27 protein-coding genes are annotated in these 22,453 nt (G+C 65.3%); 2 read left to right on the top strand and 25 right to left on the bottom strand.

Annotation, left to right across the window (positions count from 1 at the left end; genetic code table 11):
• The 17 genes from AOP74_RS01940 to AOP74_RS01860 all read right to left on the bottom strand — a co-directional run bounded on the left by AOP74_RS01940 (position 1) and on the right by AOP74_RS01860 (position 13,732).
• Entirely contained in the window at positions 1-1,071 is a 1,071-nt protein-coding gene (locus tag AOP74_RS01940) for a hypothetical protein (protein WP_061960655.1), read from the bottom strand.
• Positions 1,068-1,544: a hypothetical protein gene (locus AOP74_RS01935; protein WP_061960654.1), complete on the bottom strand. Its 477-nt coding sequence runs from the start codon at positions 1,542-1,544 to the stop codon at positions 1,068-1,070. Before AOP74_RS01935 ends, AOP74_RS01940 begins: the two co-directional genes overlap by 4 nt.
• A complete protein-coding gene (locus tag AOP74_RS01930; protein WP_061960653.1) occupies positions 1,537-4,074 on the bottom strand; it encodes a phage tail tape measure protein in 2,538 nt (845 codons plus the stop codon). The genes AOP74_RS01935 and AOP74_RS01930 overlap by 8 nt, the downstream gene beginning before the upstream one ends.
• Positions 4,071-4,397, bottom strand: coding sequence for a hypothetical protein (locus AOP74_RS01925; RefSeq protein ID WP_061960652.1), 327 nt, complete (start codon positions 4,395-4,397; stop codon positions 4,071-4,073). Before AOP74_RS01925 ends, AOP74_RS01930 begins: the two co-directional genes overlap by 4 nt.
• Before the next feature lie 2 nt (positions 4,398-4,399).
• Positions 4,400-4,807 (bottom strand): DUF7426 family protein, encoded by a 408-nt coding sequence (locus AOP74_RS01920; RefSeq protein ID WP_061960651.1) that lies wholly within the window; start codon positions 4,805-4,807, stop codon positions 4,400-4,402.
• Between the two features lie 7 nt (positions 4,808-4,814).
• A complete protein-coding gene (locus tag AOP74_RS01915; protein WP_061960650.1) occupies positions 4,815-5,588 on the bottom strand; it encodes a phage tail tube protein in 774 nt (257 codons plus the stop codon).
• 6 nt (positions 5,589-5,594) lie between these two features.
• Positions 5,595-6,008, bottom strand: a complete 414-nt coding sequence (locus tag AOP74_RS01910) for a phage tail terminator protein (protein ID WP_061960649.1) — start codon at positions 6,006-6,008, stop codon at positions 5,595-5,597.
• Positions 6,008-6,367 carry a hypothetical protein gene (locus AOP74_RS01905; RefSeq protein WP_061960648.1) on the bottom strand — a complete coding sequence of 120 codons (360 nt, stop codon included), beginning with the start codon at positions 6,365-6,367 and terminating at the stop codon, positions 6,008-6,010. The genes AOP74_RS01910 and AOP74_RS01905 overlap by 1 nt, the downstream gene beginning before the upstream one ends.
• The gene (locus AOP74_RS01900) at positions 6,364-6,690 is read right to left on the bottom strand and encodes a hypothetical protein (RefSeq protein WP_061960647.1); all 327 of its coding nucleotides are present in this window, start codon (positions 6,688-6,690) and stop codon (positions 6,364-6,366) included. The genes AOP74_RS01905 and AOP74_RS01900 overlap by 4 nt, the downstream gene beginning before the upstream one ends.
• Positions 6,690-7,121: a hypothetical protein gene (locus AOP74_RS01895; RefSeq protein WP_061960646.1), complete on the bottom strand. Its 432-nt coding sequence runs from the start codon at positions 7,119-7,121 to the stop codon at positions 6,690-6,692. The genes AOP74_RS01900 and AOP74_RS01895 overlap by 1 nt, the downstream gene beginning before the upstream one ends.
• A 77-nt stretch (positions 7,122-7,198) precedes the next feature.
• Positions 7,199-7,426, bottom strand: coding sequence for a hypothetical protein (locus tag AOP74_RS01890; protein WP_152649124.1), 228 nt, complete (start codon positions 7,424-7,426; stop codon positions 7,199-7,201).
• Positions 7,427-7,497: 71 nt separating this feature from the next.
• On the bottom strand, positions 7,498-8,370 hold the full coding sequence (locus tag AOP74_RS01885) for a phage major capsid protein (RefSeq protein ID WP_061960644.1): 873 nt from the start codon (positions 8,368-8,370) through the stop codon (positions 7,498-7,500).
• A 22-nt stretch (positions 8,371-8,392) separates the two neighbouring features.
• Positions 8,393-9,151, bottom strand: a complete 759-nt coding sequence (locus tag AOP74_RS01880) for a hypothetical protein (RefSeq protein WP_061960643.1) — start codon at positions 9,149-9,151, stop codon at positions 8,393-8,395.
• Positions 9,152-9,197: 46 nt separating this feature from the next.
• Entirely contained in the window at positions 9,198-10,331 is a 1,134-nt protein-coding gene (locus AOP74_RS01875) for a phage minor capsid protein (RefSeq protein WP_061960642.1), read from the bottom strand.
• A gap of 3 nt (positions 10,332-10,334) precedes the next feature.
• Positions 10,335-11,876 (bottom strand): phage portal protein, encoded by a 1,542-nt coding sequence (locus tag AOP74_RS01870; protein ID WP_061960641.1) that lies wholly within the window; start codon positions 11,874-11,876, stop codon positions 10,335-10,337.
• Positions 11,877-11,894: 18 nt separating this feature from the next.
• A complete protein-coding gene (locus tag AOP74_RS01865) occupies positions 11,895-13,214 on the bottom strand; it encodes a PBSX family phage terminase large subunit (RefSeq protein ID WP_236683696.1) in 1,320 nt (439 codons plus the stop codon).
• A complete protein-coding gene (locus AOP74_RS01860) occupies positions 13,211-13,732 on the bottom strand; it encodes a hypothetical protein (protein WP_061960640.1) in 522 nt (173 codons plus the stop codon). Before AOP74_RS01860 ends, AOP74_RS01865 begins: the two co-directional genes overlap by 4 nt.
• A gap of 407 nt (positions 13,733-14,139) precedes the next feature.
• On the opposite strand from AOP74_RS01860, the gene AOP74_RS12185 reads away from it, so the two are divergent.
• Complete coding sequence (locus AOP74_RS12185) at positions 14,140-14,298, top strand: hypothetical protein (protein ID WP_160297432.1); 159 nt, start codon at positions 14,140-14,142, stop codon at positions 14,296-14,298.
• 676 nt (positions 14,299-14,974) lie between these two features.
• Here the strand turns inward: AOP74_RS12185 and AOP74_RS01850 are convergent.
• The 5 genes from AOP74_RS01850 to AOP74_RS01825 all read right to left on the bottom strand — a co-directional run bounded on the left by AOP74_RS01850 (position 14,975) and on the right by AOP74_RS01825 (position 20,398).
• Complete coding sequence (locus AOP74_RS01850; protein ID WP_061960638.1) at positions 14,975-15,349, bottom strand: hypothetical protein; 375 nt, start codon at positions 15,347-15,349, stop codon at positions 14,975-14,977.
• Between the two features lie 175 nt (positions 15,350-15,524).
• Positions 15,525-15,947, bottom strand: coding sequence for a hypothetical protein (locus tag AOP74_RS12105; RefSeq protein ID WP_152649123.1), 423 nt, complete (start codon positions 15,945-15,947; stop codon positions 15,525-15,527).
• Positions 15,948-16,153: 206 nt separating this feature from the next.
• A complete protein-coding gene (locus AOP74_RS01835; protein ID WP_061960635.1) occupies positions 16,154-18,739 on the bottom strand; it encodes a phage/plasmid primase, P4 family in 2,586 nt (861 codons plus the stop codon).
• 118 nt (positions 18,740-18,857) lie between these two features.
• On the bottom strand, positions 18,858-19,532 hold the full coding sequence (locus AOP74_RS01830; protein ID WP_061960634.1) for a hypothetical protein: 675 nt from the start codon (positions 19,530-19,532) through the stop codon (positions 18,858-18,860).
• Positions 19,533-19,561: 29 nt separating this feature from the next.
• Complete coding sequence (locus AOP74_RS01825) at positions 19,562-20,398, bottom strand: hypothetical protein (protein WP_152649122.1); 837 nt, start codon at positions 20,396-20,398, stop codon at positions 19,562-19,564.
• Between the two features lie 30 nt (positions 20,399-20,428).
• On the opposite strand from AOP74_RS01825, the gene AOP74_RS01820 reads away from it, so the two are divergent.
• Positions 20,429-21,106, top strand: a complete 678-nt coding sequence (locus tag AOP74_RS01820; RefSeq protein ID WP_061960632.1) for a hypothetical protein — start codon at positions 20,429-20,431, stop codon at positions 21,104-21,106.
• 4 nt (positions 21,107-21,110) lie between these two features.
• Here the strand turns inward: AOP74_RS01820 and AOP74_RS01815 are convergent, their stop codons facing one another.
• The 3 genes from AOP74_RS01815 to AOP74_RS01805 all read right to left on the bottom strand — a co-directional run bounded on the left by AOP74_RS01815 (position 21,111) and on the right by AOP74_RS01805 (position 22,361).
• Positions 21,111-21,452 carry a hypothetical protein gene (locus AOP74_RS01815; RefSeq protein WP_061960631.1) on the bottom strand — a complete coding sequence of 114 codons (342 nt, stop codon included), beginning with the start codon at positions 21,450-21,452 and terminating at the stop codon, positions 21,111-21,113.
• Between the two features lie 301 nt (positions 21,453-21,753).
• On the bottom strand, positions 21,754-22,014 hold the full coding sequence (locus AOP74_RS01810; RefSeq protein WP_061960630.1) for a hypothetical protein: 261 nt from the start codon (positions 22,012-22,014) through the stop codon (positions 21,754-21,756).
• Entirely contained in the window at positions 22,011-22,361 is a 351-nt protein-coding gene (locus AOP74_RS01805; RefSeq protein ID WP_061960629.1) for a hypothetical protein, read from the bottom strand. The genes AOP74_RS01810 and AOP74_RS01805 overlap by 4 nt, the downstream gene beginning before the upstream one ends.
• Between the last annotated feature and the right edge of the window lie 92 nt (positions 22,362-22,453).

Here is a 22,453-nt window from a genome sequence, read left to right as displayed (position 1 = left end):
TCAGGCCCCTGCTGGCGTGACCGCGAAGTTCAACGCGCCGGGTGGGAACCGTACCGGGTCACCTTCGACAGGAACAGGGTCAGGCCACGTCACCTGGGCGTAGATCACCAGGTTCCCACCGTCTGCGGCGTCGAAGATCCCGAACCGTGTCGGCACCGTGACAGGCATGAGTCCAGCGTCCACGTCCGAAATGTTCGTCGCACTGTTCACGCCCGGACCGAACGCGTCGTGCGGAACCTGGACGCCCGTCGTCGCAATCACCGTGTTGGCGTCATCCATCCACGCACCCCACACCACGTCAGGAATCAGTTGCCCATGGTTGGGGCCGACGATGCTTTGCGCGACACGGGACGCAAACGACGGGCCAACCGTGGACGCCGCACCAGTCGGCGGCTCCGGACCCTCACCGTTGAGAACCGCGGCAAGGTACTGAGCAGTGTCGGTCGCATCGGCTTGCGACACCGCGAGGCCTTCCCACAGCCACACACCCAGCAACCGCATCCCGCCCACACCACTTTCGGTGTTGAACTCAAGAGCCGACGCCGTTGCCGCACCCGTGGTGCCAGCACCAGCTGCGACGACTCCGTCAAGGCTCGTCCCGAAGAACGACTCGACCGTGTTCGCGGTCAAGAACACCACCACAGGCGCGTCACTCAAGGGTGTCGCCAGCGTCGTCGGACCCATGGGCAGAAGGTCAACGTCTGCGGCGGTCGCCTGCACGATCTGAGTCGCGCTTCCGACAATGTCACCCCAACCAGACGCAAAGAACAGAGGGCTGACCGACCCCTTCGAAGCAATCTGGTCGAACGCGACCATCAGAGTCCAGTCATCGCTAGGAGCAAACGACGACGCCTCAACATACGCAGCGTCACCGTCAACCGACGTGTCGCGCGGCAACACATTGAAGCCGTGCGCGGACACCTCCACCGGCTGATACGGGGTCGTACCCCCATCCGTGAACGGCGCCGAGAACGTGACACCACCGGGCCCAAACGCCACACCCGTGTCAGTGAGCTCACCAGAGGGGAACTCCACCACACGTGTCGCGGAGTTTGGGTCCAGGGCAGTCATGAGGCCTCCACCACAGGTTGGGGGTCGCAGCGGACCGTGATTAGGTACTGGTCCCGGCCGCGACTGATGTCGAACGCACGCGACCCTGCCGCATACTGCAAGTCGGTTTCCTCGCGCGGGACGATGTCGGCAGGCTGGCAGCGCGTCCACGTGCGCGTCACACCCTCGACCACATCGGTCAACGAGTACGAGAACCGCGACAACGCACGCTCCATCAGCTGCGTATTCAGGGTGTGATCGGCCCACGTGCCACCCAGGACACGCACCGAGAACCTCAGCACCGCTGTGTCCTGCACCGCGACAATGAGTGCCTCGCCTGGAACATAACGCCCTGTTCCGGACTCGCGTCGCCACCGCTGACCCGGGTTGGGGCGCGTGAGCAGTTCGAACCGGGTGTGGTCGTTGAAGTCCACCGCCCCGTCCGGTGCCGGCAGGGTGGTCGTGAGTGCGAGGGTGATCTGCGGGTCAGTCACGGTAGCCTCCGTTCGATGATGTCGCGGCGCGTTCGCGAGCCTCACGCTCGAGCTCTTCGATGCGGCCCTGCCAGTTCGCGATCGACACGTTGATCGGGGCCTCGGTGGTGTGCCGCACTGTCTGGCGGATCGTCGGTGCACGGGTGACACCGCCATTGGCCATGGGCTGGACGCCCATGCGGCGCATCGTTTCCATCAGGATCGCCATCGAACGTGGCGACCCGTCCAGCGGGATGAATGCTTCGTCGACGTCCATGCGGTCACCGACCACGCGCAGCGTGCCCGGGGGAACCATCTGTGCGATCGGAGCCAACGGGGAGGCCCCGGCGAGGTTGAGGTTGCCGTAGGCGTTGGTCTGGACTGGCTGGGTGCGGTTGTACGCGGTGTCGCCATACGCGATGGGTGCGGAGATTCCGGCCGCATCCAACTTCGCGCGCAAGGTGGCGAGGCGCTGCTCGGCAATCGCGGTGTCGATGTTGATGTCAGTGGAGATCTCCGACGGGATCGCACCGTACGCCTCGACGAGCGTGTCGACCTGGTCTTCGGTGAGGCCCATCGCTTCGAGCTGGTCCTCGAGGGCGGTCTTGGATTCCTCGAGGCGTTCGTTCATCGTGGCGGCGTCTTCGCCGGCCAGTGCTGACGCGACGGCTTGGTCTTCCATCGCGGACACGACGGCCTTGAGTTGCGAGTCCAGTTCCGTGCCTGCCAGCGCGGCCCTCGTCATCTCACCGTCGTAGTCCTCGAGGAGATTCTTGCCGGTCGAGGCGGCGTATCCGACGGCGTCGATGTCGCCTGCGAGGCGCACTGTCGCGTCATGGAGGGCCGCGTCCTTGAGGAGCCCGTCACCGAACTCGTTGAGGCGCTCCTGTGCGGGTACGAGTCCCTGGTTGATGAGTTTTTTGCGGATGGTGTCGGCCACGTCTTCAGACGCCCCGTCGAAATCCTTCATGTCCTGGATCATCGTGTCCATGCTGTCGATCTCGTCACCAAGATCGATGAACGGACTCGCGTTGAGGTTGTCCAGGATGCCGCGCACGGTCGATGCAACAGTCACGAGCGGACCGCCGACGAAATCGCCAGCAGCCTCCGTACCGGATGCGAACGCCTCGACAAGCGCAATACCTAACTCGATAGCACCGTTCGCTGTGTCGAGCAGGAACCCGACCACGGCCTCACGGTTCTCGGTGGCGAACGTTGCACCGGCTTCGATCTGCGGTCCGAACGCGTCCGCGAGAGCAGCCTTGATGCCGGTCGCGGCAGTCTCGAGGTTGCGCTGCGCGGTGTCGATGTCGTTCTGCGCGTTATCCGTGAGAGCGTCGAGTGCCGACGATGCGGCACCTTCGACCGCGCCGAGTTCGTCGACGGCAGTCGAGAGGTCCATGCCGAGGAGTGCGGCCTGCATGTCCTCGGCCTTGGTGCCAAACAGTTCGATCGCGGCGGCATCACGAATCGCAGGATCCTCGACCGCACGCAACTCGTCGAGGACGACTCGCAGCACCTCGGTGGCATCCTCGCCACCCTTGGCAACCTTCGCGGCCATCTCCTCAGCATCGAGACCAAGCTTCTTGTAGCCACCCTCGCTGTCCTCGAGCTCCTTGCCTCGGATCGCGAACTCTTTGAGCGCGTCAGCAGCCACGTCGGTGTCACGCGCACCGCCCTGGACGGCCTGACGCAGCAGCCCCATGGCCTGCCCGCCCGTCAGCCCCAGCGCACGGAACTGCGTGGAGTACTCGTCAATGGTGTCGAGCCAGTCCTCCGACACGTTCAGGCCCGCCTGTTGGCCTTTCACGATGATGTCGAACGCCTCGTCGGCGTTGGCCGCGATGCCGTTCTTAATCAGCTGCGACGACGAGCGGGCCACACGACTGGTTTCCTCGTTGAGGAGATCGGACACGCCCGCGAGGTCGGAGATGATCTGCTGTGCGTCCTTCTTCGTGGCGTCGGGATCGAGCAGGCCGGTCTGCAATCCGATGCGGGCCGTGTCGAGGTTCGCCTTGACGGACTCGCCCCAGTTGTTCGCGTACGCCTCTCCGGCGGCACGACCAATCACCGCGATTGACGTTTCGTCCAAGCCTGTCTCGGCCATGAGACGGTCAGCGTTCGCCTCGACCGACAGGCCGTCCGAGATTCCCTGCATGAGGGCCTTGCCCGCGACGACTCCGACACCCACGATCGCGCCCGCGATGGGAATGGAGATGATCGCCGCAACGAGCTCATCCGACAGGCCCTCACCGGCCTGCTTGCCGCCCTCGCGGCCCGCGTCGCCAGCATCGTCCTCGAGGTCATCAAGGGCGCGCGTGGCGCTACTGGTGTCGGCCTCGACGGTCATGTTGCCGTCGGGCAAGCCCCGCACGGTCGACTCGACGCGCTGGAGGTCTTGGATCGCGGTGGTGCTGTTGGTGTCGACTGTGATGTTCGCCTTCGAACCGTCAAGACGCTTCTGTTCCGTCTCAACCTTCCGGGCAGCCTGCTCGAAGGGTTGGATGTTCGCGGTGAAGAGGCTTTCGAGTTCGGCGACGCGCAGGGTCATGTGGGGTCACCGTCCTTGATGAGAGCGTTTCTGAGGCGAGAAGATTCGTGCACGAGGCTGAGAATCAAAGTCCGTACGCCTGGCCATGGGCGGGCCAGCACTGCAGGGTCGTACAGGTCGAGGCGATACTTGTCTGCCAGGTCTGCGATCACGCAGTCCCAGTGCGTGACGATGTCGGACCACCACACTTGCCGACCGCTCGAGGTGGACTGCGCGGGCGCAGCGGGTTTGAGGTTCGCGGGGATGCGGTAGTCGGGATAGAGGCCGTCCGCGTCAGGGGTGCCGATGCCGTAAGGAGCCCAGTCCTCAAGCGTCACCGGCATCGTCATTCCCCCGACGCATCACCCTCACCCTGGTCGTCGCTCTGGTCTTGGCTCCACATCGCTAGCGCGATCGCGTCGGCGCGTTCCTTGCCGCGACCCCAGTACCACATGCCGTAATAGGCCATGCGGCGAATCGACTCTGGGTCCAGGCCTGCATCGCGCAATTGGGCATGGACCTTGGGGCCAAGGGTGATGTCAGCGAGCGGCTTGTCGCCGTACTTTTCAACCACCTCAACGACCTCAGCGGGAGCCTTGCCCTTGGCGAGTCCGAGGCGATGTTCTGCCGTCACGACGAACGCGAGGATCAGTTTCGCGCGCTCCACGTCAGGTGGCGCCACCTCGTAGGTGACGCCACCCAACGGCAGCTTCAAAGACGGGGTCAGCCAGTCCGTGAAGTCAACGGTGCTCATTGTCGGGTCAGGCTCCGCGCGTGTACGCGTAGTCGCTGGATTCGCCTGTGCCGTTCGTGACGGACACCCCGACCTCGCCTGCAGTGCCGGCGGGCACCAGGACCGAGAGGGTCGAGTCGGAGATCACGTTGAACGTGGCCGACGTAGGCGTGCCCTCGGTGTCGAAGGTCACGTCCGTGGTGCCAATGAACCCTGAACCACTGATGGTCACGAGTTCACCCTCGGCCGCAGCGACCGGTGTGATCGATGCGATGGTCGGTGCCGTTGCACCCCACCCGTTGAAGGGGTTCGCGATTTCGGTGCGCGGGCCCTTGCCGGTCAGGGTGACGGTGAACGCCTCGACACCCTGGTTGCCGGTGTTGGCACGCTGGATGCCGACGGTAGCGAATCCCTCGAACGCCTGGTTCGGGTTCGGGGTCCCAGTCTCGGGCTTGTCGTAGTACCGGACGTGCAGGACCGCAGCCTCACCCTTAGCGGAGGGCTTGGTGCGAGCCATGATCGCTTCGATCTCTTCGGGGTACAGACCGGTGGCGGTGTTGCGGTTGCCCTGGATAGTGAACGTGAGCGACCAGTTCTCACCGGTCTTGTCGTCATTCGGGCTGCCGAAGTCGTCATACGTGGATGCGTCTTCAGTGATGGGAGTCAGGTTCGGCTGGAACGCGCTGATACGGCGGCACGACTGCCATGCGGGCGAGCCGGTGGTGCCGGTATTGACGTCGATGCCCCACTCATAGGAGTGGCCCAGCGAGAAGCCGGCGGGAAGTGCAGGTGCGGTAGGCATGATGGGTTAGGCCTCCAGGTTGTCGAGGATGATTTCGTAGGAGTCCGTCCGCTCCTGGCGGTCGTTCTCGTCGGCGCCCAAGTGAGCCATCTGGACTCTGAACACCAAGTTCAGGCCTGCCACCCGGGCAAGGCCTTGCAATACGGCGAACGCCGCATCGGCGAGATCGTCGGCACCAGCACGGGAGCGGCGTGGGCCGCGGAACCGGAGCTGGACCCGACGCACCGCCAGGCTTGTAGCGAGGTCGTCGTCCGACCAGTACGCGGTGATCCCCACGGCCGTGTCCGGACCGTCAGGGAGCGCCCCATAGGTGATGCCCACTTCACCGTCGGAGTAGGCGGGGCCGTTGGGGCGCCACTGCCAACCGGTACGGTCGGCTAGGATCTGCGCGAGCGTCTCGATGAGGGTGCGGGTGTCCATCAGCGCTCCAAGTGGCGACGCACGATGGTGCCCGCGATTCGTTCACCCTCATGGGTCGCGACCTGCAGGGACGCAAGTTCAAGGAACTTCGCCTGCCCGCCGTTGGGGTGGCGGTAGCCGAGCTCTTCGTGCTGGCGCACTGCATACGGCAGGTCAGACGCAACTGCGGACTCGATGTCGGGCTCAGTCTCGCGTGCAGGGACGACCGTCAGGGACGATCGCAGGTCACCACCGCCTTGAGAGATGGGCGTCATGGGGATCGCGGTCGCGCGCGTGCGCTCCCCAACAGTATTGACGGCGTCGATCGCGCCCGCGCGCGCGGCTGCGATGAGGTCGTCTGCGTTGTGGAAGATTGTCATGTGAGGTTCACCTCCACGTGTGCCGGTAGGTCCACGCCGAGCGTGTCGAGCGTCTTGACGGTGATGACTGCTGCGCCCCGTCCGGACGGCAACGTCACCTTCGACCCGGGGGCGTAGATCCCGGCGCGGGTGGTGTCGTCGTCGAAAATCGTGGTCTCGGACACGACCTCGCGCGCCGACATGTCGCGCACGACCTTGCGGGCGTCGTCAACCTGGACGCCCTCGACAGTGCGGGGTGCGGCGAACGTGTCGCCCATACCGCCCGAACCGGTGAGAGTTTCGACGGTGACGGTGTGGGCGTTGAAATCTGTGAAGTCGCTCACTAGCCGATCACGACAGGGCTGCCGCCGGTCAGGCCGGCCTCCGCGAGAATGATGCGCGCGTCAAGCGACAACTGGGTCGCTGCCTTCGCACGCTCGAGGACCGTCGACGCATAGACGGCGTACTGCACCGATGCCGCACCGCGGGACTTCGAGGCCACACTGTTGCCGCCGTCGGCTGCCCCCTTCGCGGGATTCACCTCGAGGGCGGCCCAGGTTGCGGCCTGCGAGCAGGTCGCGTCACGCAGGCCCGCACGGAGGACGGGATCAGTGGGCATGCCTTCAGCGTCGGTGGCGTAGTGGGAGGACATCGTGGCGCGGGCCACGAGTCGGGACGCGAGGGCGAGCCAGCGGGCCGTGTCCTTCGCGTCGACCCCGGTGACGAACCAAGGGGACTTCGCTAGGTCCGACGTGGTCGCGAAAACACGGGACATGGTGCCTCCTGGCTGCGGTGTGTGAACGCGGGGCGTGAGCCGGGGGTCATCTCACGCCCCGCGTTCATCAGAGGGGGTTACGCCGACGTCTCGTCGGGGTCATTCGACGCGTCAGACTCGTCGTCCGCGTCGCTTTCGGAGCCTTCCTGGCTCTCGTCGGTGTCGCCGGCAATGACCTGCTCATCGGCGGACTGAAGTTCGGACACTGCCTGCTGCAGGTCTGCCTTCGTCTTGCCACCAACCTCGATACCGAGCGACTGCGCATACGCTTCCCACTCGGACTTCGAGGCACTCTTCGCGGGCACCTCCACCTCCGAGACGCCCTCAGCAGACGCCTCGGGGGTGGAGTGGTAGCGCCGCAGCGCGCCGGCGCCCATTACGCGGTGAGGGTGCCGACCAGCACGCCGTTGTCAGCGAGGCGCTTGACCGCGTAGTGCAGGTTGGTCGTCACCAGCGTGGTGCGGGCGAGGATGTCGCGGTCCTGCTCGACGAGGGGGCGACGCTTCCACATCACACCCAGCGAGTTGTTCTTCAGGACCAGGAACTTGTCGGCTGCGACACGGTTCGTGACGAACACGGGCACGCCTCCCAGCGTGCCGATGAGGCCACGACGGATCACGTCGTTGCCCGCAGAGCCGTCGGCACGAACGAAGTCGTCGTCCTTGAACAGCTGGCCGCGCTGCTTCGCGTTGATGAAGATGCCGCCGAACTCCTCGGGCTCGAGGTCGTCCCCGAACTCTGCGGTCGCGTCGACGTAGGCGTCCCATCCGAAGACGGCTCCGGAAGTAGAGTCCCAGGTCAGGGGCGCCGAGTCGGTGGCGGTCGTGCCGTCGGCATAGGTGATTCCACCGGTGACGGTGGCCTGTGCAGCGGCGATCAGATCGGCGTCAACCTTGCGGGCGGCGAGCACGCCGAACTGGCGGATCGCCTCGTCCTGGGCGTTACCGATGCCGACCAGCTTGGCGGTGTCGGTGATCTCGACAGCCTTGCCAGCCTCCTTAATGGTGGCCTTGGACGAGCGCTGCGACAGCTTCTCGGGGGTCATCGCGGTGCCCTCAGAGAGGTCGTCAAGTTCTCCCAGTGCCATCCACTTGGGGAATTCGACGGTCTCGCCGGGCTGGCCCGCGAGGGTGTCGTCCTGCAGGACGGCGCTGGTGGTAGCAACGATGGACTTGCCGATGAACTCGGCCTGTGCGGCGTCCTCCCACACCTCGGGGGCGTAGAGGTCACCGGAAGTGGTGGCAGTCATGGTGAGTGGTCTCCTTCCCGGCTCAGCGGCCGGTCAGTTGGCGGTATAGGTCGGGGTCCGTCTGGAAGAGCTCGTTCCTCTCGGCCGGCTTCATGGCCTTGAACTGCTCGACGGTGATGGCCTTCTCCCCGGACCCGCCGGGGTGTTGGACCGTGCTCTGACCCGCCACCTGGACGGCTGTGAGCGATGGGTTCGCGGTGACCGCAGCCTTGGCGGCATCAGTCACCTGGGTGGTGAAGTCCTCGTCCGTGGGGTCGAGGTCCGCGACCTTCGCCAGGAAGGTCCGGGAGTCTGTGAGGCGGGCAGGGTCCCCGCCGTGGTCGCGTGCGGTGCGGTACACCTCGAGTTCGATGTGCGCATCCTTCGCTTCCGTCTGGGAGTCAACGAGCTGCTGCGCCATGGCGGCAGGGTCGGGAGTCTCGGCGCCCTCGGGCAGTTCGAGCCCGACGGCCTTTGCGAGCGCCATCACGGCGTCACGTTGCGCAGTCTCGGCCTCTGACGCCTTCGTGCGCTTCTGAGCGTTCTCGCTGCGCAGTTGGCGGATCAGGTCCTGTGCGCCGGAGGGGAGTGACTCAACCTTGCCGTCCCACGCGTTGCCCTTGTCGCCCTCGGGTGCGGCTGGCGGCGTCGGTGTAGCCGGCGGCGTCGCGGGAGGCGTTGCAGAGGGAGCGGCGGGCGGTGTGCCGCCCTCGGGTGGAGTCGAACCGCCTCCTGCACCGTTGTCGGTGTCGTTGAGGCGGATCATGCCCTTGCGGGCGAGTAGATAGAACTTCTTCGGCATGGCGTGTTCCCTCCTGGGGAATGGGTGAGGCCCCTCCTGGGGGCGGTTATGTTCGGCGGTTGCCGAGGTTCAGTTGCTCGCGACGGCGCTGGCGTTGCAGGCCGGTCGCGGACACGTGTTCACGGATCTTCGACTGCAGGTCACGGACGCGAGCGTTCGCTGCGGTCCGGTCCGCGTCGGTGAGAGCATTCGCGGCCTGCAGTTTCGAGCGGCGCACCTCACGCTCGAGGTACCGCAGGCGCTGGCGTGCCTGTTCCGCTTCCGGGTCGTAGGTCGTGGCATCGACGACGGGCGTGGTCCCGGGCACGTATGCGGCAGTGCTGCATCGACAGTTTGGGTGCCTCCATCCGGCACGCTTCGCATCCTCGAGCGTCCCGGCGCACCGCACCGACACGGTTTCGTCAGGGTCCAGCATGGACGGCACTTCGATACGGCCCGTGGGCCCATCGTCGACACGCAGGATGCGTCCAGCCCACGCAGCACAGTTCTTGCAACTACCGGAGCCGACGACGACGGTCACGAACTCGACGCCGTTCTCACGCATCCCCGCGACCTTCGCATCGTCGAAAGCACGACGGGTGGCCGAACGCGTGGCCATCTCAACGTACGAGGCGAGGGACCAGCGCCGACCAGCAGCATCAGTGAAGCCGGTGACGCGTTGGTTGAGGAGCTCGTTCCACGCCGCCTGCTGCACTTGCACGCCGGTCGCTTGCCCCAGGGGCACAGCGGCTGCCGTTTGGCCGATGGTGGCGCGGTACACGTCGTCCGGATACCGCAGGACACGCATGGTGACGTCGTCGAGGGCGTTCGTCAGGTCCGCAACCATCGACTGTGCGGCAGGGGACCCGGGCAGGCCCGCGGTGGTCGTGAGGTCCGTAACCTTCGCCAGCGCCGACATCTCCTGCAAGGCTGCTTCGGCGCCCCACTCCGCAGCCGTGTCAGCGATCCGTGCGACCTCGTCGGGGTACGCGTCTCGCAACTCCCGCGCGATCTGCTCGGCATCGCGTCGCAGTTCCGCGAGGTTGAGCGCCTCGTCAGGACCTTGACCCTGTTCGAGCCCCACACGGCCTTGGAGGGCGAGCGACGCGGTGAGGCGTTGCTCTGCGGTGGAGAACAGTTCGACGATCGTGGCGATGAGCCGGTCGAGCCCGTCACGCCCGTCCGGCTCGTAGCGGGCCACGGTCTACGACCCGATGGTGAAGGGGTCGACGACGGAGCGCTGTTCGGCGATGATCAGCTGCACTTCGTCCTGCACCTGCTGGCCGGTCCAGTCAGGGTGCTGCATCCGCACCAGCGTTGCGGTGGATGCCGCACGCGCCGTGTAGAGCGCTTGCGCAGTCTGCGCCATCGCCAGTGGGCTGTCCTCAGCAGTGTCGGGGAACTCGACCGAGATAGGTTCCGTCAGGTCGAGGCCGCCGGTGTTGAACACGGCAGCATCGATGGACAGCATCTTCGCCACCAGGGCACGAACCGCGGGCGTCTCGTTGCGAATCTTCCGATTGCGGGTACGGAACGTGCGACGCTCACGAGCCTTGACCTCGGTCGCAGTGACCGCCGCACCGTCTGCGTCGTCACCGAACGTCTGCGACGAGTAGCCGGCTGTGTGGACGATCTGCTGCGTGATCTTCTCGCACGTTGCCAGGTGCTCTTCGACCCGGATCGCGAACTGTTGCGCGATGATCGGAGGCGCTGAACCCTCGGTGTCGGGGATGTTGAGCGAGTCGTACACGGTGCGGTCAAGGTCGAACGTCGTGCCCGCGCCGGGACCGTTGGACCGCAGCATGTAGTCGGGGACGATGATGCGGCCCTTGCCGATGCGAATGTCCCGCATCCACGACGAGAACGCTTCATCGAGGTTGTCCATGAGCGCTTCGACACCATCGAGGTCGGAGCGCCCAAGGAACATGCCTGGGTCGTGATGCCGCCAACGTCGCTGCGGGGTCTGGTTCGGCACGTACACGACGTTGAGGCCCTTGGTGCGGCCCTCTTTGAGGGCGCCGAACTCGTCGACCAGGTTCGACAATGGTGCTGTCGCGGCCTGGACGTTCAGCGGGCGACGCTGACCGAGCTCACTGTCGGTACCTTCGTAGAGGCCGTGGAACACGAGTCCGTAGCCGTCGGCGTCGAGCTCGTGGCGCTCGAGGTGACGCCACACCTTGGAGCGGGTCTCGTCGGAGGCGACGACGTACCAGAACGTGACTGTCGTGAGTTGGCCCCAAGTGAACTCGGGGTACGCGGCGTCGGCATCGACGGTGGTCGCGAATGGCCGGTCGGCGACAGTCTTGTCCCAGGTGACGCGATGGAAGCGGCCACCGAGCACTGACCCAAGTTCGGCACCGTTCGCGAGGACCTGGTGCACGTCCGGCATGTACGAGTCGATGCGGGCCTGCGTGCTCTTGGATTCACTGACCGTGATCTGGGGTGCCTCGTCGTACAGCAGGTCGGCACTGCCACGCGCAATGTCCGCGGCCACGGGCAGGTGGGCCTGGTCGATCCGTTCGGACGGGTTCGCAGGGATGCGGCCCCACCACATGCGCTGCAGAAGACCGAGTACGCCACCTGCGCGGCGCTCACTTTGCTGAACTGATTCGCGCTGGCGGGGTGCGTAGAACGCCGAGAGCGCTTCGGGGGTGCCTTCGTACCAGGCTGACCACTCGCGCATGGCGCGGTCGATCTTGTGGAGCTCTGGTGGTGGCCAGGGGCGGTTGGATTGAGGAAGCGGCACGAGTCTCCCCTTCCTGGGTTAGTCGTCGGTGTCGTTGCCTGGTGCGGTGTCCATGGCTGGTGCGATCGGGATCAGGGGTCGCCAGTCGATGCGGGTGGTGTAGACCCCGTATCGGAGGGCGTCGGCTTCGTCGTCATCGGCTTTCACGGGTGCGGTGTCGCCACGCTTGGTGGCTTTGTCGTCCCACACGTACCCGGGGATACGGTTGATGAGCTGCTCACACGTGTCAGCGACCACGAGCTTGTTCACGGCGAGGAGTCCCGCGATGGCTTGAATGCCGGGGAGGACGGCCTTGTGGGCGTTGCGGACCCCGGGGACACCGTCGTGGAACAACTGGTTCTTGAACGCTGCGGCTGCGGAGTCGACAGACACCCATTCGGGAGTGCGCCACTTGTCGTGCGGCTGGCCAGCGAGCCATTGCCGGAGCGATGTGGAGCGTTGGCCGATGGTGCCTTTGCCCGGCGCCCATTCCGCGAGGACGTAGAGCCGGTGCTCGCCGTTGTGGTCCTCGCGGGTGTCTGGTCCGATGCCGATGAGGTAGCCGCGGGTTGCGTGCTCGTCTCCGTAGTCGACACCCGCTGTGAGAACACGGTCCATGGTGGGTAGTTCGTGGGCGCGGATGACGTGTCGGTCGGGGTCCCATTGTTCGTAGACGGCGCCGGCGGCTTGCACCCATTCGCCGAGGATGAAGCGGCGATACCAAAGGCCGGTGTATTCGCGGCAGATCTGCGAGACGTAGTCGGCGTCGAGGTGCGTGTTGTCCGTGAGGCGAAACTGGAACACCCGGTAGCCGAGTTCGTCGACACGGTCAACGACTTGCTTCTTCAGCCAGTGTGCGGGCCCGTCGGGGTTGGTGGTGGCGAAGAGTTGCGCGCCACGCACGGACATGCGGCCGATCAGCTGCGTCCAGAACGCTTCGGCGACGAGGGTTGCTTCGTCGACATACGCACCGGCGACGGTGAGACCTCGGAGGACGGCTTCGGCGCGGGAATCGCTGGCGCCGAGGACGTGGATGGTGCGGCCGAGGATGGTCGCGGTGGGTGCACCGGCGGTGTATTCGACGTGTGCGGCGAGTGGCCCGAACAGTGACGGGTCTTTGAGCGGGCCGAAGACGTTGCGGGCGATGGATTCGCGTGTGCGGCCGATGACGACGAGTTCGCCGCCGCGGGGTGCGGTGGCGATGAAGATGAGCCAGCGCAGGAGGGATGCGATGGTTTTGCCGGAGCGGATGGATCCGGTCCAGAGGTTGACGCGGGCCGTTGAGCGGGCAATCGACCACAGTTGCCGCGGGGATAGGAACGACTGCAGGACGGCCAGCGAGTCGCTGACGTTGGTCACGTGCCCGGTCCGTCCTCAGGCATTTGTGCGGCGGCGTCTGCGATGGCTTGTGCGATGCCTCCAAGCATGGACACGGCCTCGGAGGTGCCGTTGTTGGTGTCCATACGGCGGATGCGTTCGATCGCGGCCCAGTGTTGTGTCATCGAGGATGCGAGGTCGCGTTCGTCTCGTGTCGGTGGCCGGGTGACGGTTGCTTCGTTCTCTACGCCGCCTTCGCCGCGCAGGATGGTGATGAATTCGGATGCTTCGAGGCGGGCGAGGATTGCTTCGATGCGGTCGAGGTGGCGGTGCTCGAGGGTCGCCCGGCGTTCTGCGGCGGTGATGCTGCGTGCTTCGACGGCTGCTTTCGTGCCGGCGTGGTCGGACTTGATGCCGAGGTGTTTGCGGCGCTTCGCGACCGATCCGTGTGAGACCCCGAGGTGTTTGGCTTGTGTGTTGAGGGACAGGGGAGGGATTGCGGTGGCGCTGGTGCGGAGGTATTCGTCCTTGTCGGGGGTCCATTCGATGCGCTTGGGCATGAGGGGCCTCCTGGGCGTGTGGTTGCGGCGTGCCTCCGAGGTGGTGGGGTTGGCGTGGCCGCTGGGCTCCTGGCCCGTTGCGGGTACGTGTTGGCGCTCCGTCGCAAACAGTCCGCTGGAGACGATGTAGGGGCGGTTGCAGCCGGCGCTTTCGGCTGGCCCGTGGTCCTTCGGGCGGCAGGGTCCTCGACATGGCAGCACACACACGAACTGGCAGGGAGGAACGTTTGGGGAATGACGAAGGCCCCGACCGGTGTGGTCGAGGCCTCGTGTTGCGCGCCCGCGTGAGGGCGCACTTGTTCACCACCAAGAGTAGGGGCTGTGGATAACTATTGCAAGGACCCGTCTGCCTGGCGTGTCACAGGGCTCTGGGACAGTGAACGGACCTACCTGAAAGGAGGCCAACCATGGCCGTTGACAAGTTACCCGCGAAGAAGGCTCTGCTCGAGGCGATCGTGCACAGCGTGAGTCAAGGCGACAATCGTCGTGCGAAGGACTACGCGCTAGCATTCCGGCTCATTGATGGCGGTGTTCAGCCCGGCTCGGCGATCGTCGAGAGCAAGTAGTGCAGGGTCCTGCAGCAAGCAGGCTAGACATCTGCTTGCTGCAGGACTGCCACCCACGCATCAGCGGGCCAACGCAGCCACTGGCCATGCTCGTCTCGACAGTGACGACACCACACGTCAGCGCCCGCGCCTTGATGCTGCCAGCCGGGACGCAGCCACAACCGACAATCGCAGTGAGGACAGCAAAGGTCCCCCGGTGCTCGCGTCCACGGCCGCGGATCCCCCGGTTCGGGATCGTGGTCGAGGAAGCGCCGCAGCAAGGCCGGCCATCCACTGAGCTCCTTCACGGCATCCGTCACGTACCGCCTGTCTGCGTACCCTGCGCGCACCGCTGCGGCGACGAGGTCAGGAATCCGCATGATCGCAGCCATAGTGTTCGCATCCGACCGGCCCCGATACCGGACACCACCGAACAGCAACAAACACAAGTTGAGCTCATGCTCCCTCGCGCGTTCACCGACCGTCGTATGCATGTTCCCAGCCGGGGTGTTCCAGGGCGCCGGAAACACGGCACGCTTCGAAGGCTTCCCACCAGACGACTCCACGGCGGTCGCATCATCTGTCGGGATTAGCGCGGCGACCTCCTCGAGCAGCTCGACCGTCTCCAGTGCAGCCCGCTCCAAGTCGGTTGCGGGGACTTGCTCACGCGCGCGACGCGTGAGGCTCACTTGACTGGTCACTTGTCCTCCTCGGGTCGTGTGCCGCTGATGAGGGCGGTTAGGTCGCGCAGGGTCATTGTGATGAGCTGATCTGCGGGGCTTCCGACGCCATGGCGTTTGTGGGCGACCATGCCTGCGAGGGCGTCGTCGTTGCCGCGTTCGACCTCGGCTTCGCGGATCCAGGGTCCGATCTTCAGTGTGGCTTCGTTTTTGCATTCGATGACGAGGCGTTGGCCGTGGATGCGGAGGCCTGTGATGTCGCCGCGGTCTTTGGCTCCTGTTTTGACGCGGCGGTCGATGCGGTCGTCTTGGAGGGTGTCTTTGAGGTAGTCGGCGATGTCGCGTTCGAATTTGGCGCCGGCGGCTTTGGCGCTCTTGCGGTTGCGGGTCACAGTTCGTCCTCCCATTCGTCTATGGCGTAGAGGAGCTCGTCGAGGATTGCCTCGAGGGTGTCGCGTCCTGGGCAGTCGCACTCGTTCCCGTGCCGCATTGTGTGATGACTGTTTCGCGCTGACTCGGCGGTGGCGAGCGTTCGGGTGAGGCGATCGTGTGGGCGGTGGTTGTCCATTAGAAGGGGATCCTTTCGAGGTCGATGGCGCTTTGTGGTGGTCGGGTCGGGAGTGTTTCGCGGCTGAGGGGTGGGTGGTGGCAGTTGTGTTGGGCGAGGACGGTGACTTGGTTGGCGGGTGGGTGTGTGCCGAGGGGTGGGATGCGTGGTTGGTGGCGTGGGGTGAGTTGGTAGTGGCCGGGGGTGCCCCAGAGGCGGTAGGTGGGGATGTGGAGGATGACGGCGGCGGCTTCGAGCCTCGGGGTGAGGGGGTTGGGGTTGGTGATGGCGAGGCCGGCCATGATGTGGGAGTCGTATCCGGTGAGGGTGAGGCGTCCGCATTTTTTGCAGTGGCGGGGGTGGGCTTGGGTGCCGGTGAGGGTGGGGTCGTCTCCGGTTTGTTGGGTGTGGAGGATGAGCCATTGGGGTGTGGGTTGGGTCATGCCACGGCTTTCTGAGTGGCGATCAGTGACGCTTGTGACGCTTGTTCCTGGTTCGTCGGTCCACATGTGCGCGTATACGCGCGCGTAAGGGCTGCTAACTCAGAACATGCGTCACTAGCGTCATTAAGCGTCATTACCTGCGGATTTGCCGTCGCCGATGCGTCACTGGTGGTGTCATTTTTTGGGGTGTATGCGTCATTCATGGGTCACCATCCGCCTCTATCCGAACGATCGGTGCCGTCGAGGAACCCTTGGGATGACGCTTCGGGTGACGCATCGGTGACGCTTCCTGCGAGCCGGATTCCTTTGAGGATTCGAAGGGTTGAGGTGCGTGATGTGATGACGTCGAACCGGGTTTTGAGGCTGGTGGTCATGGAGCGTTGGTTGCGGGGTTCTTCTCCTTCGGCGGTGCACCAGCGTTCGTATGCGCGGCGTAGCTCGTGGGAGGGGACGGACATGTTGGGGTCGCTGAGGGGGCCGAGTTCGCAGCATTCGTCGACGAACCTTGCGAGGGAGTCTTGGTCGCGTTGGTAGGCGGCGGTGGCGCGGGTGACGGAGGTGGGTTCGGCGAGGCCTTGGGTGAAGTAGTCGGCGGCTCCTTGGATCATCCAGGCGAGGATGGCGGGGCCTTCTTGGTCGATGAGTTTGTCTTCGAGGTCTGGGACGCGTTGTTCGGGTGGGACGGTGTGGAGGAAGGGGAGGAGGCGGACGCGGCGCCAGAATGCGTCGCCGCCGGCGCGGACTTCGGGTTGGTAGTTGGCGAGGAGCCAGAGGGTGTGGGTGGGGGTGAAGTCGAACCAGTCTTGGCGCATGAAGCGGCCGGAGATGGTGTCTTTGCCGGTGAGGAGTTTGATTTTGGCTTCTGCAAAGCGTTGGTTGTCTTCGAGTTCGGATGTGACGACCATGCGTGCGCCGGAGAGGCGGGCGAGTTCTGTGGGGTGGGCGTCGTTTTTGGTGGCCAGCAGCATGGTGGCGGGGGCGCTCATGGCGTAGCCGGTGGGGCCCATGCCTGCGAGGTGTTGGGCGACTGAGAAGAGGGTGGTTTTGCCGTTGGCTCCGGCGCCGTGGGCGAAGGGGAAGATTTGTTCGAGGACGACTCCGACGAGGGAGAGGCCGAGGAGGCGTTGGACGTAGGCGGTCATTGTGGGGTCGCCTGCGAAGGTGTCGGCGAGGAACTTGTTCCACATTGGTGCGGGTTGGTTGAAGTTGGGTGCGACGGTGGTGGAGCGGGTGTGGAGTGCTGCGGGGTCGGGTTTGTTGATGGTGCCGGTGCGGAGGTTGACGACGCCTGCGGGGGTGTTGAGTTCGTACGGGCGTGCGTCGAGGTCGGCGATGTGGGCGACGATGCGTGGGTCGGATGCGGCGAGGTCGATGATGCCTTTGACGCCGTTCGCTGAGAGCGCGCGTTTGCGGTAGGTGTCCCAGCCTTCGCCTTTGGGGAGGCGGCGGGCGATGGTGCGGACGAGTTGGCGGATGTGGCCGCGGTCGTCTTCGGTCCAGCGGTGGCCGTTCCAGGTGAGCCAGCCGCCGCGGCCTTGGCAGTAGCGGATTTCGTATTGGTGTTGGTCGACGAGGAGGAGTGCGGTGTTGTCTTCGTTGGGTTCGGCGTCACGCGCCGGCGGGGTGGTCGGTTCGTTGGGTTCCGCAGCAGATGCAGATGTCGCGGCCGGTGCGGGGGCTGTGGGCCCAGTTGTGGTCGCCGTGGAGGTTTCCGTTGCAGGTGCTGTTGATGATGGTGGCTGGTTGTTCCATGTGGGGGTGCTTTCGGTGGGGGCGACGAGCTGGTTGAGGTCTTCGGCGGTGGGGTTGTCGGGGGCGAGGCGGGTGGCGATCGTGCCGTAGCCGTCTTTCGCGAGCTGCTTGGCGGCTGCCGTGTAGTCGCCGGCGTAGTGGAGGATCGCGTAGGCCGCGAACTTTGACAGGGGGTTCTCGGTGGGGAGTTCAGTGCTCGTGGTGAACACGTAGAGGCGGTCGTGCTCGTTCTGCCCGGTGGTTGCGCTGATGCCGTCGCCTGCGTTTTTGCCCGGGCGGGTCCATCCGAAACCGGCGCCGATGCGTTTGGTCTTTGTCCAGCCTGCTGGGGTGAGGACTTCGTCCCATGTGGTGCGGGCGTCGAAGTCGTCGCCGGGACGTAGCCCGTCGGCGGGGTTGTGGGCGGCTGCCGGGGTGGCTGGGAGTGCCTGTTCGGGCATTTTGTCGAGGGTGGATGCGAGGGCGAAGAGGGCGTCGCGGTCGTCGATGCTGATGGTGGGAACCGACTGTGGGGTGCCGGTGATGGTGGTCCAGGCGAGGCCGGTGGGGTGGGTGCGGCCTGCGGAGGGGGCGATGACGGTGAAGCCGCCTTCGCCGCGGGTTTCGATGAGGACGTCGACGCCGCCGCCGTCGCGGGGCTTGGATGCGAGTTTGGTGTTGGGTGCTGCGTCGCCGTCGACGCGGTAGTAGATGTGGATGCCGCCGGAGGGGGTGGTTTCGACGTATCCGTTGGCGGTGAGGCGCGTCCAGAGGTCCGCGAATCCGTTGTCGGCCATGAGCTCGGCGAGTTCGGGGATGAGGTGGGTGGCGCGGCCCTCGAACTCGACCATTTCGAGGTTGCCGGACACTTGGCCGCAGATGAGCCCGATGCCGTCGGTGCGTCCTGGTGTGAACCAGGTTTCGAGGTCTGTGGGGGTTGGGCGTTCGGTTTGGAATTGCTTCCACTGGGGGAGGCCGGGGCGTTTGGTGCCGTCGGTGGCGGTGGGGACGACGGCTGTGCCGGCCTCGAGCCAGAGGTTGGCGGTGTCGAGCAGTGTCAACGGATGCTCCTAGTGGTGTGCGTGCTTTTCGCGTCCTGGCCCGGCTCGAACGGGCTGCCCACCGGTTTTGGGGCAGGACGGGCCAGCAGGGGGTGGGCTGGCCGTCTATGGGCCCTCGTTAGGCGAGGAGTGCGGGAACGATGGATGCGTCGACGCCGAGCTGAGCGGCGATGACGTCGTCGGTGATGCCGAGGGCCTTGAGCTGCTTGGCCTTGACTGCCGGGGTCTCCTGTGAAGCTGCGGCTGGGGTGGCTTCTGCAACAGGTGCGGGGGCAGGAGTCGTGGTTGCGGGTGCCGGGGTTGCGGTGGTTGCAGGTGCGGTCTGTTCTGTGGTTCCGAGGAACCCGCCGGTTTCTGCTGCCCGGTCCGGGGCCTTGTAGGTTGCTTCCCACAGCTTGCGGTCGTTAAAGCCGCGGGTCTTGGATGGTTCGGTGCCAATGAACGTGACGGTGAGGGTGCCGCCGGGTTCGAGGCCCTTGGCGTTCGCGTTCTGGACTGCGGCGCGGACTGCGTCGTGCAGGGACTTGGAACCGATGGACTTGGAGCCCTTGACGTAAAGGGCACGGTTGCCGTCGTCTTCGTCGTCGATGCGCTGGTCAGTGTTGATGGTGACGACGAGCTGCATCTTGGGGTCGCCGTTGTCCCAGGTGAGGGGCTGGCCTGACTGGATGTCGGTCTGTTGGCGGACCTCGGTGGTGACGATCTGTCCGGTGATGGACGTGCCGATGGGGTCGTCCTTTTGGAATGCGGATGCGGATCCGCCTCCCATGAGGAAGTCGCTGGCGTCGGTCATTGTTCTGCTGCCTTTCGGTTGGTGCTGCGTTATTGGGGGAGCAGGCCGGCGAATGCCTCCTGCGGTGCGGCGTGACCTGGTTTGGTCTGTCCCGTGCCGTCGGGATACCTGGCGCAGTCCCAGCAGGAACTGTCGCGAGGAAGACTGGTGATCCACGCGTCTCTGGCGTCTTCGCTGACGGAGGTGAGTGCGGTGATGTTGCGGTGGAGTTGGTTGGCGCGCTCGAGGGCGTCGAGCGCGATCTGTTCGTCGTAGGGTTCGTGCCAGTAGATGGCGTTGTTCAGGGACACGTCGTTGCGGGGGAGGAAGCACACGGCAACGTGGCGCACGTTGAATCCGGCGCGGGTCCAGCCACGTCCGTACAGGTGTGCCTGGACCCGGTACTGGGGCTTCGCTCCTTTGGTGCGTGCTTGTTTGAGGGTGGATGCGCCAACGATCTTGTGGTCGATGACCATGCCTGCGACGGTGTCGAAGAGGTCGGTGGATCCGGTGATGTCTTGGTCGCCGATTTCGCCTACGCTGACGCGGCGTTCGGTGAGGTACCTGAGGCCGCCGTTGTGTTGGGCCCCGCGTTGGTTTTCGTGGCGGATGAAGAGCTCTTCGAGGAAGGCGTGGGTGGCGGTTCCGATGGCGGGTAGCCAGGGGATGCCATCGTCGGTCTTGGTCCAGCCTGCGAGCTTCGCGGCGAGGCAGTGGTCGCATGGGTCGCCGATCTCTGACGGTCCGATGCGCTTCTGCAATGAGCGGGGTTGGTTGAGGATGCCGTCTTCGATGACCCACCGGTACTCCTTGAGGGCGAGATCCGGGCTCATGTCGGCGAACTCGGCGTAGCGGGCCTCTGGCGCGGTATCGATAGTGGTGGTCATGGTGTCACCGCCGGTCGGTAGCATTCGCGCATGGAAACCGAGCCCATGACCTTTGCCAGCGTTGCGGCGATCGCGACCGCCGTGTCGGTGACAGCGACGCTCGTGCTCTCGCTCTTTTGGCGAATGCTGGACGGACGTCGGGCTGAGTGGGTCGCGCACTCGTCGAAGTCAACTTGGCGGTACGACGGCGAATCGCCGCAGTCCGCTGCGGCGGCACTCGAGTGTGAAGTGGCGAACACCGGGGACGGCGATGCGTACCGGGTCGAGGTGACCGGCGCCGGGTGCCAGGTCTTTGTACAGGGCGAGAAGAGGACGAGCTCGCACGGCTTCGGGTCGTGGCGCGAGCAGTTCGCGCTTGTGCCACGAATGGGAAGCGGCGACCACTTCCACTTGACGGTGACATGCGACCCAGGCGTATGGCACGAGGCTCGCATCGTCTTCACCTGGACCGCGTCGCCAACCCGTTTCCGCAGGCTCTCGCGACGGATGCGAACGATGCGGCTAAGCGACGTTGCTCCGCGTCCACCCCTCACAGAGGAAAAGCTCAACGAGGAATGGGGCGGGTACGAGACTGTCGAGCATTCGATCCCGGCACGGACGTACATGCCCGAGGAATACACACCGGACTCGGCGCTCCCCCCGCGCCGAACGCGGGTGTTCTCGCGCCTCAAGTGGCGATTGAGCGTCTTGACCGGACGCAGAGCGTAACTCACTACTTCACCACGACGGTCGGCTGTCCGTCGGTCTTGTAGCCGTCGAGCTCGGCGGGCGCGAGGTGGTGCTTCACTGCCGTGGTGTCGACGGTGTGCTTGTACAGCTCGGGGGACTGCTCATAAGGGTGGTTGGCGGCGACCTTGCCGGGGTCGACGCGGCGGGCACCGGCGCGCACCTGGACGGTGTGGTCTCCGATGTCGTGGGACCCGATGGGCAGGTTGTCGATGAGGGTGGCCTTGATGGTGGCGCGGCGTTCAGCGATCTGCTCGGCCGCGGCGGCGAGGGTGAGTTCTTCGTTGACGAGGGCTGCGAGGTCAGGCGCAGTGTTCTTGCTGGTCATGAGGTCACTCCGGTGTGTGTCGTGTGTGTGGATGGTGGTGTCGCCCTGGACGGACGAATCTGTCCCGCATCGGTGGCGGGTCCGTCCAGGGCGTCCCCACCGGTCGGTGGGGAAACTGAGGGTTCGATCGCGTGGACGCAGTCGCAGAACACGGGGTCGCAGGCACGGTGATCCCCGGCCTGGCAGGGCAAGCAGATGCGGACACGCTGCGACTCGATGTATGCGTCGTACTCGGCGTCCTGGACGCATGAGCATTCGGGCCTGTCCTCGCTGATGTGCCATGGGTCACGACATTCGGCGGTCATGCTGCTGCCCTCGCTTGGTTGCTTTGCATCTGGCGTGCCCGTAGGTGCATGTCGGCGATGAGGCAGTCCGGGCATGTGACTTGGGGGCAGGGGAAGTCCCAGCCGGTGTCGCTCGTGTGTGCGATTCGGTGGGTGCAGTCGGTGCAGTTCCATAGGGTGCACAGCCCGCATGCGGTGGCCATGTCCGGCATGAGTGCGTACACCTCGGTTGCGGGTTGCACGTCGAGGTCGTCTAGGAGGGTGAGGAGGTCACTCATGCGGCCACCTCCAACGCCCAGCCCACTTCGAGCTCGCTGGCGCACTTGGCGATATACGTGTCGAGGTCGGCGTGCGAATGGTCGGGCCACACGTCATGGACTCGTGGCAGGTAGTAGCGGTGTAGCCAGAAATCGACTTCGTGCTCCCGCGAGTGAGGGTGGCCCTTGAAGTTGAAGTCGGGGCACTGGTAGCACTTCTCGCCCTTGTAGTCCCGCTCTGCGATCTGCATGAGTGTGTAGATGACGTGATTGAGGGTGAGGTGCATGGCGGTGCATTCGGGGTGGCCGGTGCGGTCCCAGTGCGCTCGTCCGGTGCCGTGGTTGGTGTTGATGTCGAACCAGCCCACGAGGTGTGCCAGGCTAGGAAGTCGTCCATCTGCTCGAACCAGGCGAGCCGCAACGCATATCCCGGCTTTGACTTGCTGGTCGGCTTCGACTG

The organism is Demequina flava (assembly GCF_000975035.1).
In the GTDB taxonomy this organism is placed as follows: Bacteria; Actinomycetota; Actinomycetes; order Actinomycetales; family Demequinaceae; genus Demequina; species Demequina flava.
This window is presented reverse-complemented; position numbering and strand designations above follow the sequence as displayed.

What these genes read in the sequence shown, in the direction of transcription:
- AOP74_RS01915 (WP_061960650.1), bottom strand. Translation starts at nt 5,588, where the DNA reads ATGCCTACCGCACCTGCACTTCCCGCCGGCTTCTCGCTGGGCCACTCC.
- AOP74_RS01925 (WP_061960652.1), bottom strand. Translation starts at nt 4,397, where the DNA reads ATGCCGGTGACGCTTGAGGACTGGGCTCCTTACGGCATCGGCACCCCT.
- AOP74_RS01825 (WP_152649122.1), bottom strand. Translation starts at nt 20,398, where the DNA reads ATGACCACCACTATCGATACCGCGCCAGAGGCCCGCTACGCCGAGTTC.
- AOP74_RS01910 (WP_061960649.1), bottom strand. Translation starts at nt 6,008, where the DNA reads ATGGACACCCGCACCCTCATCGAGACGCTCGCGCAGATCCTAGCCGAC.
- AOP74_RS01920 (WP_061960651.1), bottom strand. Translation starts at nt 4,807, where the DNA reads ATGAGCACCGTTGACTTCACGGACTGGCTGACCCCGTCTTTGAAGCTG.
- AOP74_RS01940 (WP_061960655.1), bottom strand. Translation starts at nt 1,071, where the DNA reads ATGACTGCCCTGGACCCAAACTCCGCGACACGTGTGGTGGAGTTCCCC.
- AOP74_RS01810 (WP_061960630.1), bottom strand. Translation starts at nt 22,014, where the DNA reads ATGAGTGACCTCCTCACCCTCCTAGACGACCTCGACGTGCAACCCGCA.
- AOP74_RS01820 (WP_061960632.1), top strand. Translation starts at nt 20,429, where the DNA reads ATGGAAACCGAGCCCATGACCTTTGCCAGCGTTGCGGCGATCGCGACC.
- AOP74_RS01830 (WP_061960634.1), bottom strand. Translation starts at nt 19,532, where the DNA reads ATGACCGACGCCAGCGACTTCCTCATGGGAGGCGGATCCGCATCCGCA.
- AOP74_RS12185 (WP_160297432.1), top strand. Translation starts at nt 14,140, where the DNA reads ATGGCCGTTGACAAGTTACCCGCGAAGAAGGCTCTGCTCGAGGCGATC.
- AOP74_RS01860 (WP_061960640.1), bottom strand. Translation starts at nt 13,732, where the DNA reads ATGCCCAAGCGCATCGAATGGACCCCCGACAAGGACGAATACCTCCGC.
- AOP74_RS01905 (WP_061960648.1), bottom strand. Translation starts at nt 6,367, where the DNA reads ATGACAATCTTCCACAACGCAGACGACCTCATCGCAGCCGCGCGCGCG.
- AOP74_RS01880 (WP_061960643.1), bottom strand. Translation starts at nt 9,151, where the DNA reads ATGCCGAAGAAGTTCTATCTACTCGCCCGCAAGGGCATGATCCGCCTC.
- AOP74_RS01815 (WP_061960631.1), bottom strand. Translation starts at nt 21,452, where the DNA reads ATGACCAGCAAGAACACTGCGCCTGACCTCGCAGCCCTCGTCAACGAA.
- AOP74_RS01885 (WP_061960644.1), bottom strand. Translation starts at nt 8,370, where the DNA reads ATGACTGCCACCACTTCCGGTGACCTCTACGCCCCCGAGGTGTGGGAG.
- AOP74_RS01895 (WP_061960646.1), bottom strand. Translation starts at nt 7,121, where the DNA reads ATGTCCCGTGTTTTCGCGACCACGTCGGACCTAGCGAAGTCCCCTTGG.
- AOP74_RS12105 (WP_152649123.1), bottom strand. Translation starts at nt 15,947, where the DNA reads ATGACCCAACCCACACCCCAATGGCTCATCCTCCACACCCAACAAACC.
- AOP74_RS01930 (WP_061960653.1), bottom strand. Translation starts at nt 4,074, where the DNA reads ATGACCCTGCGCGTCGCCGAACTCGAAAGCCTCTTCACCGCGAACATC.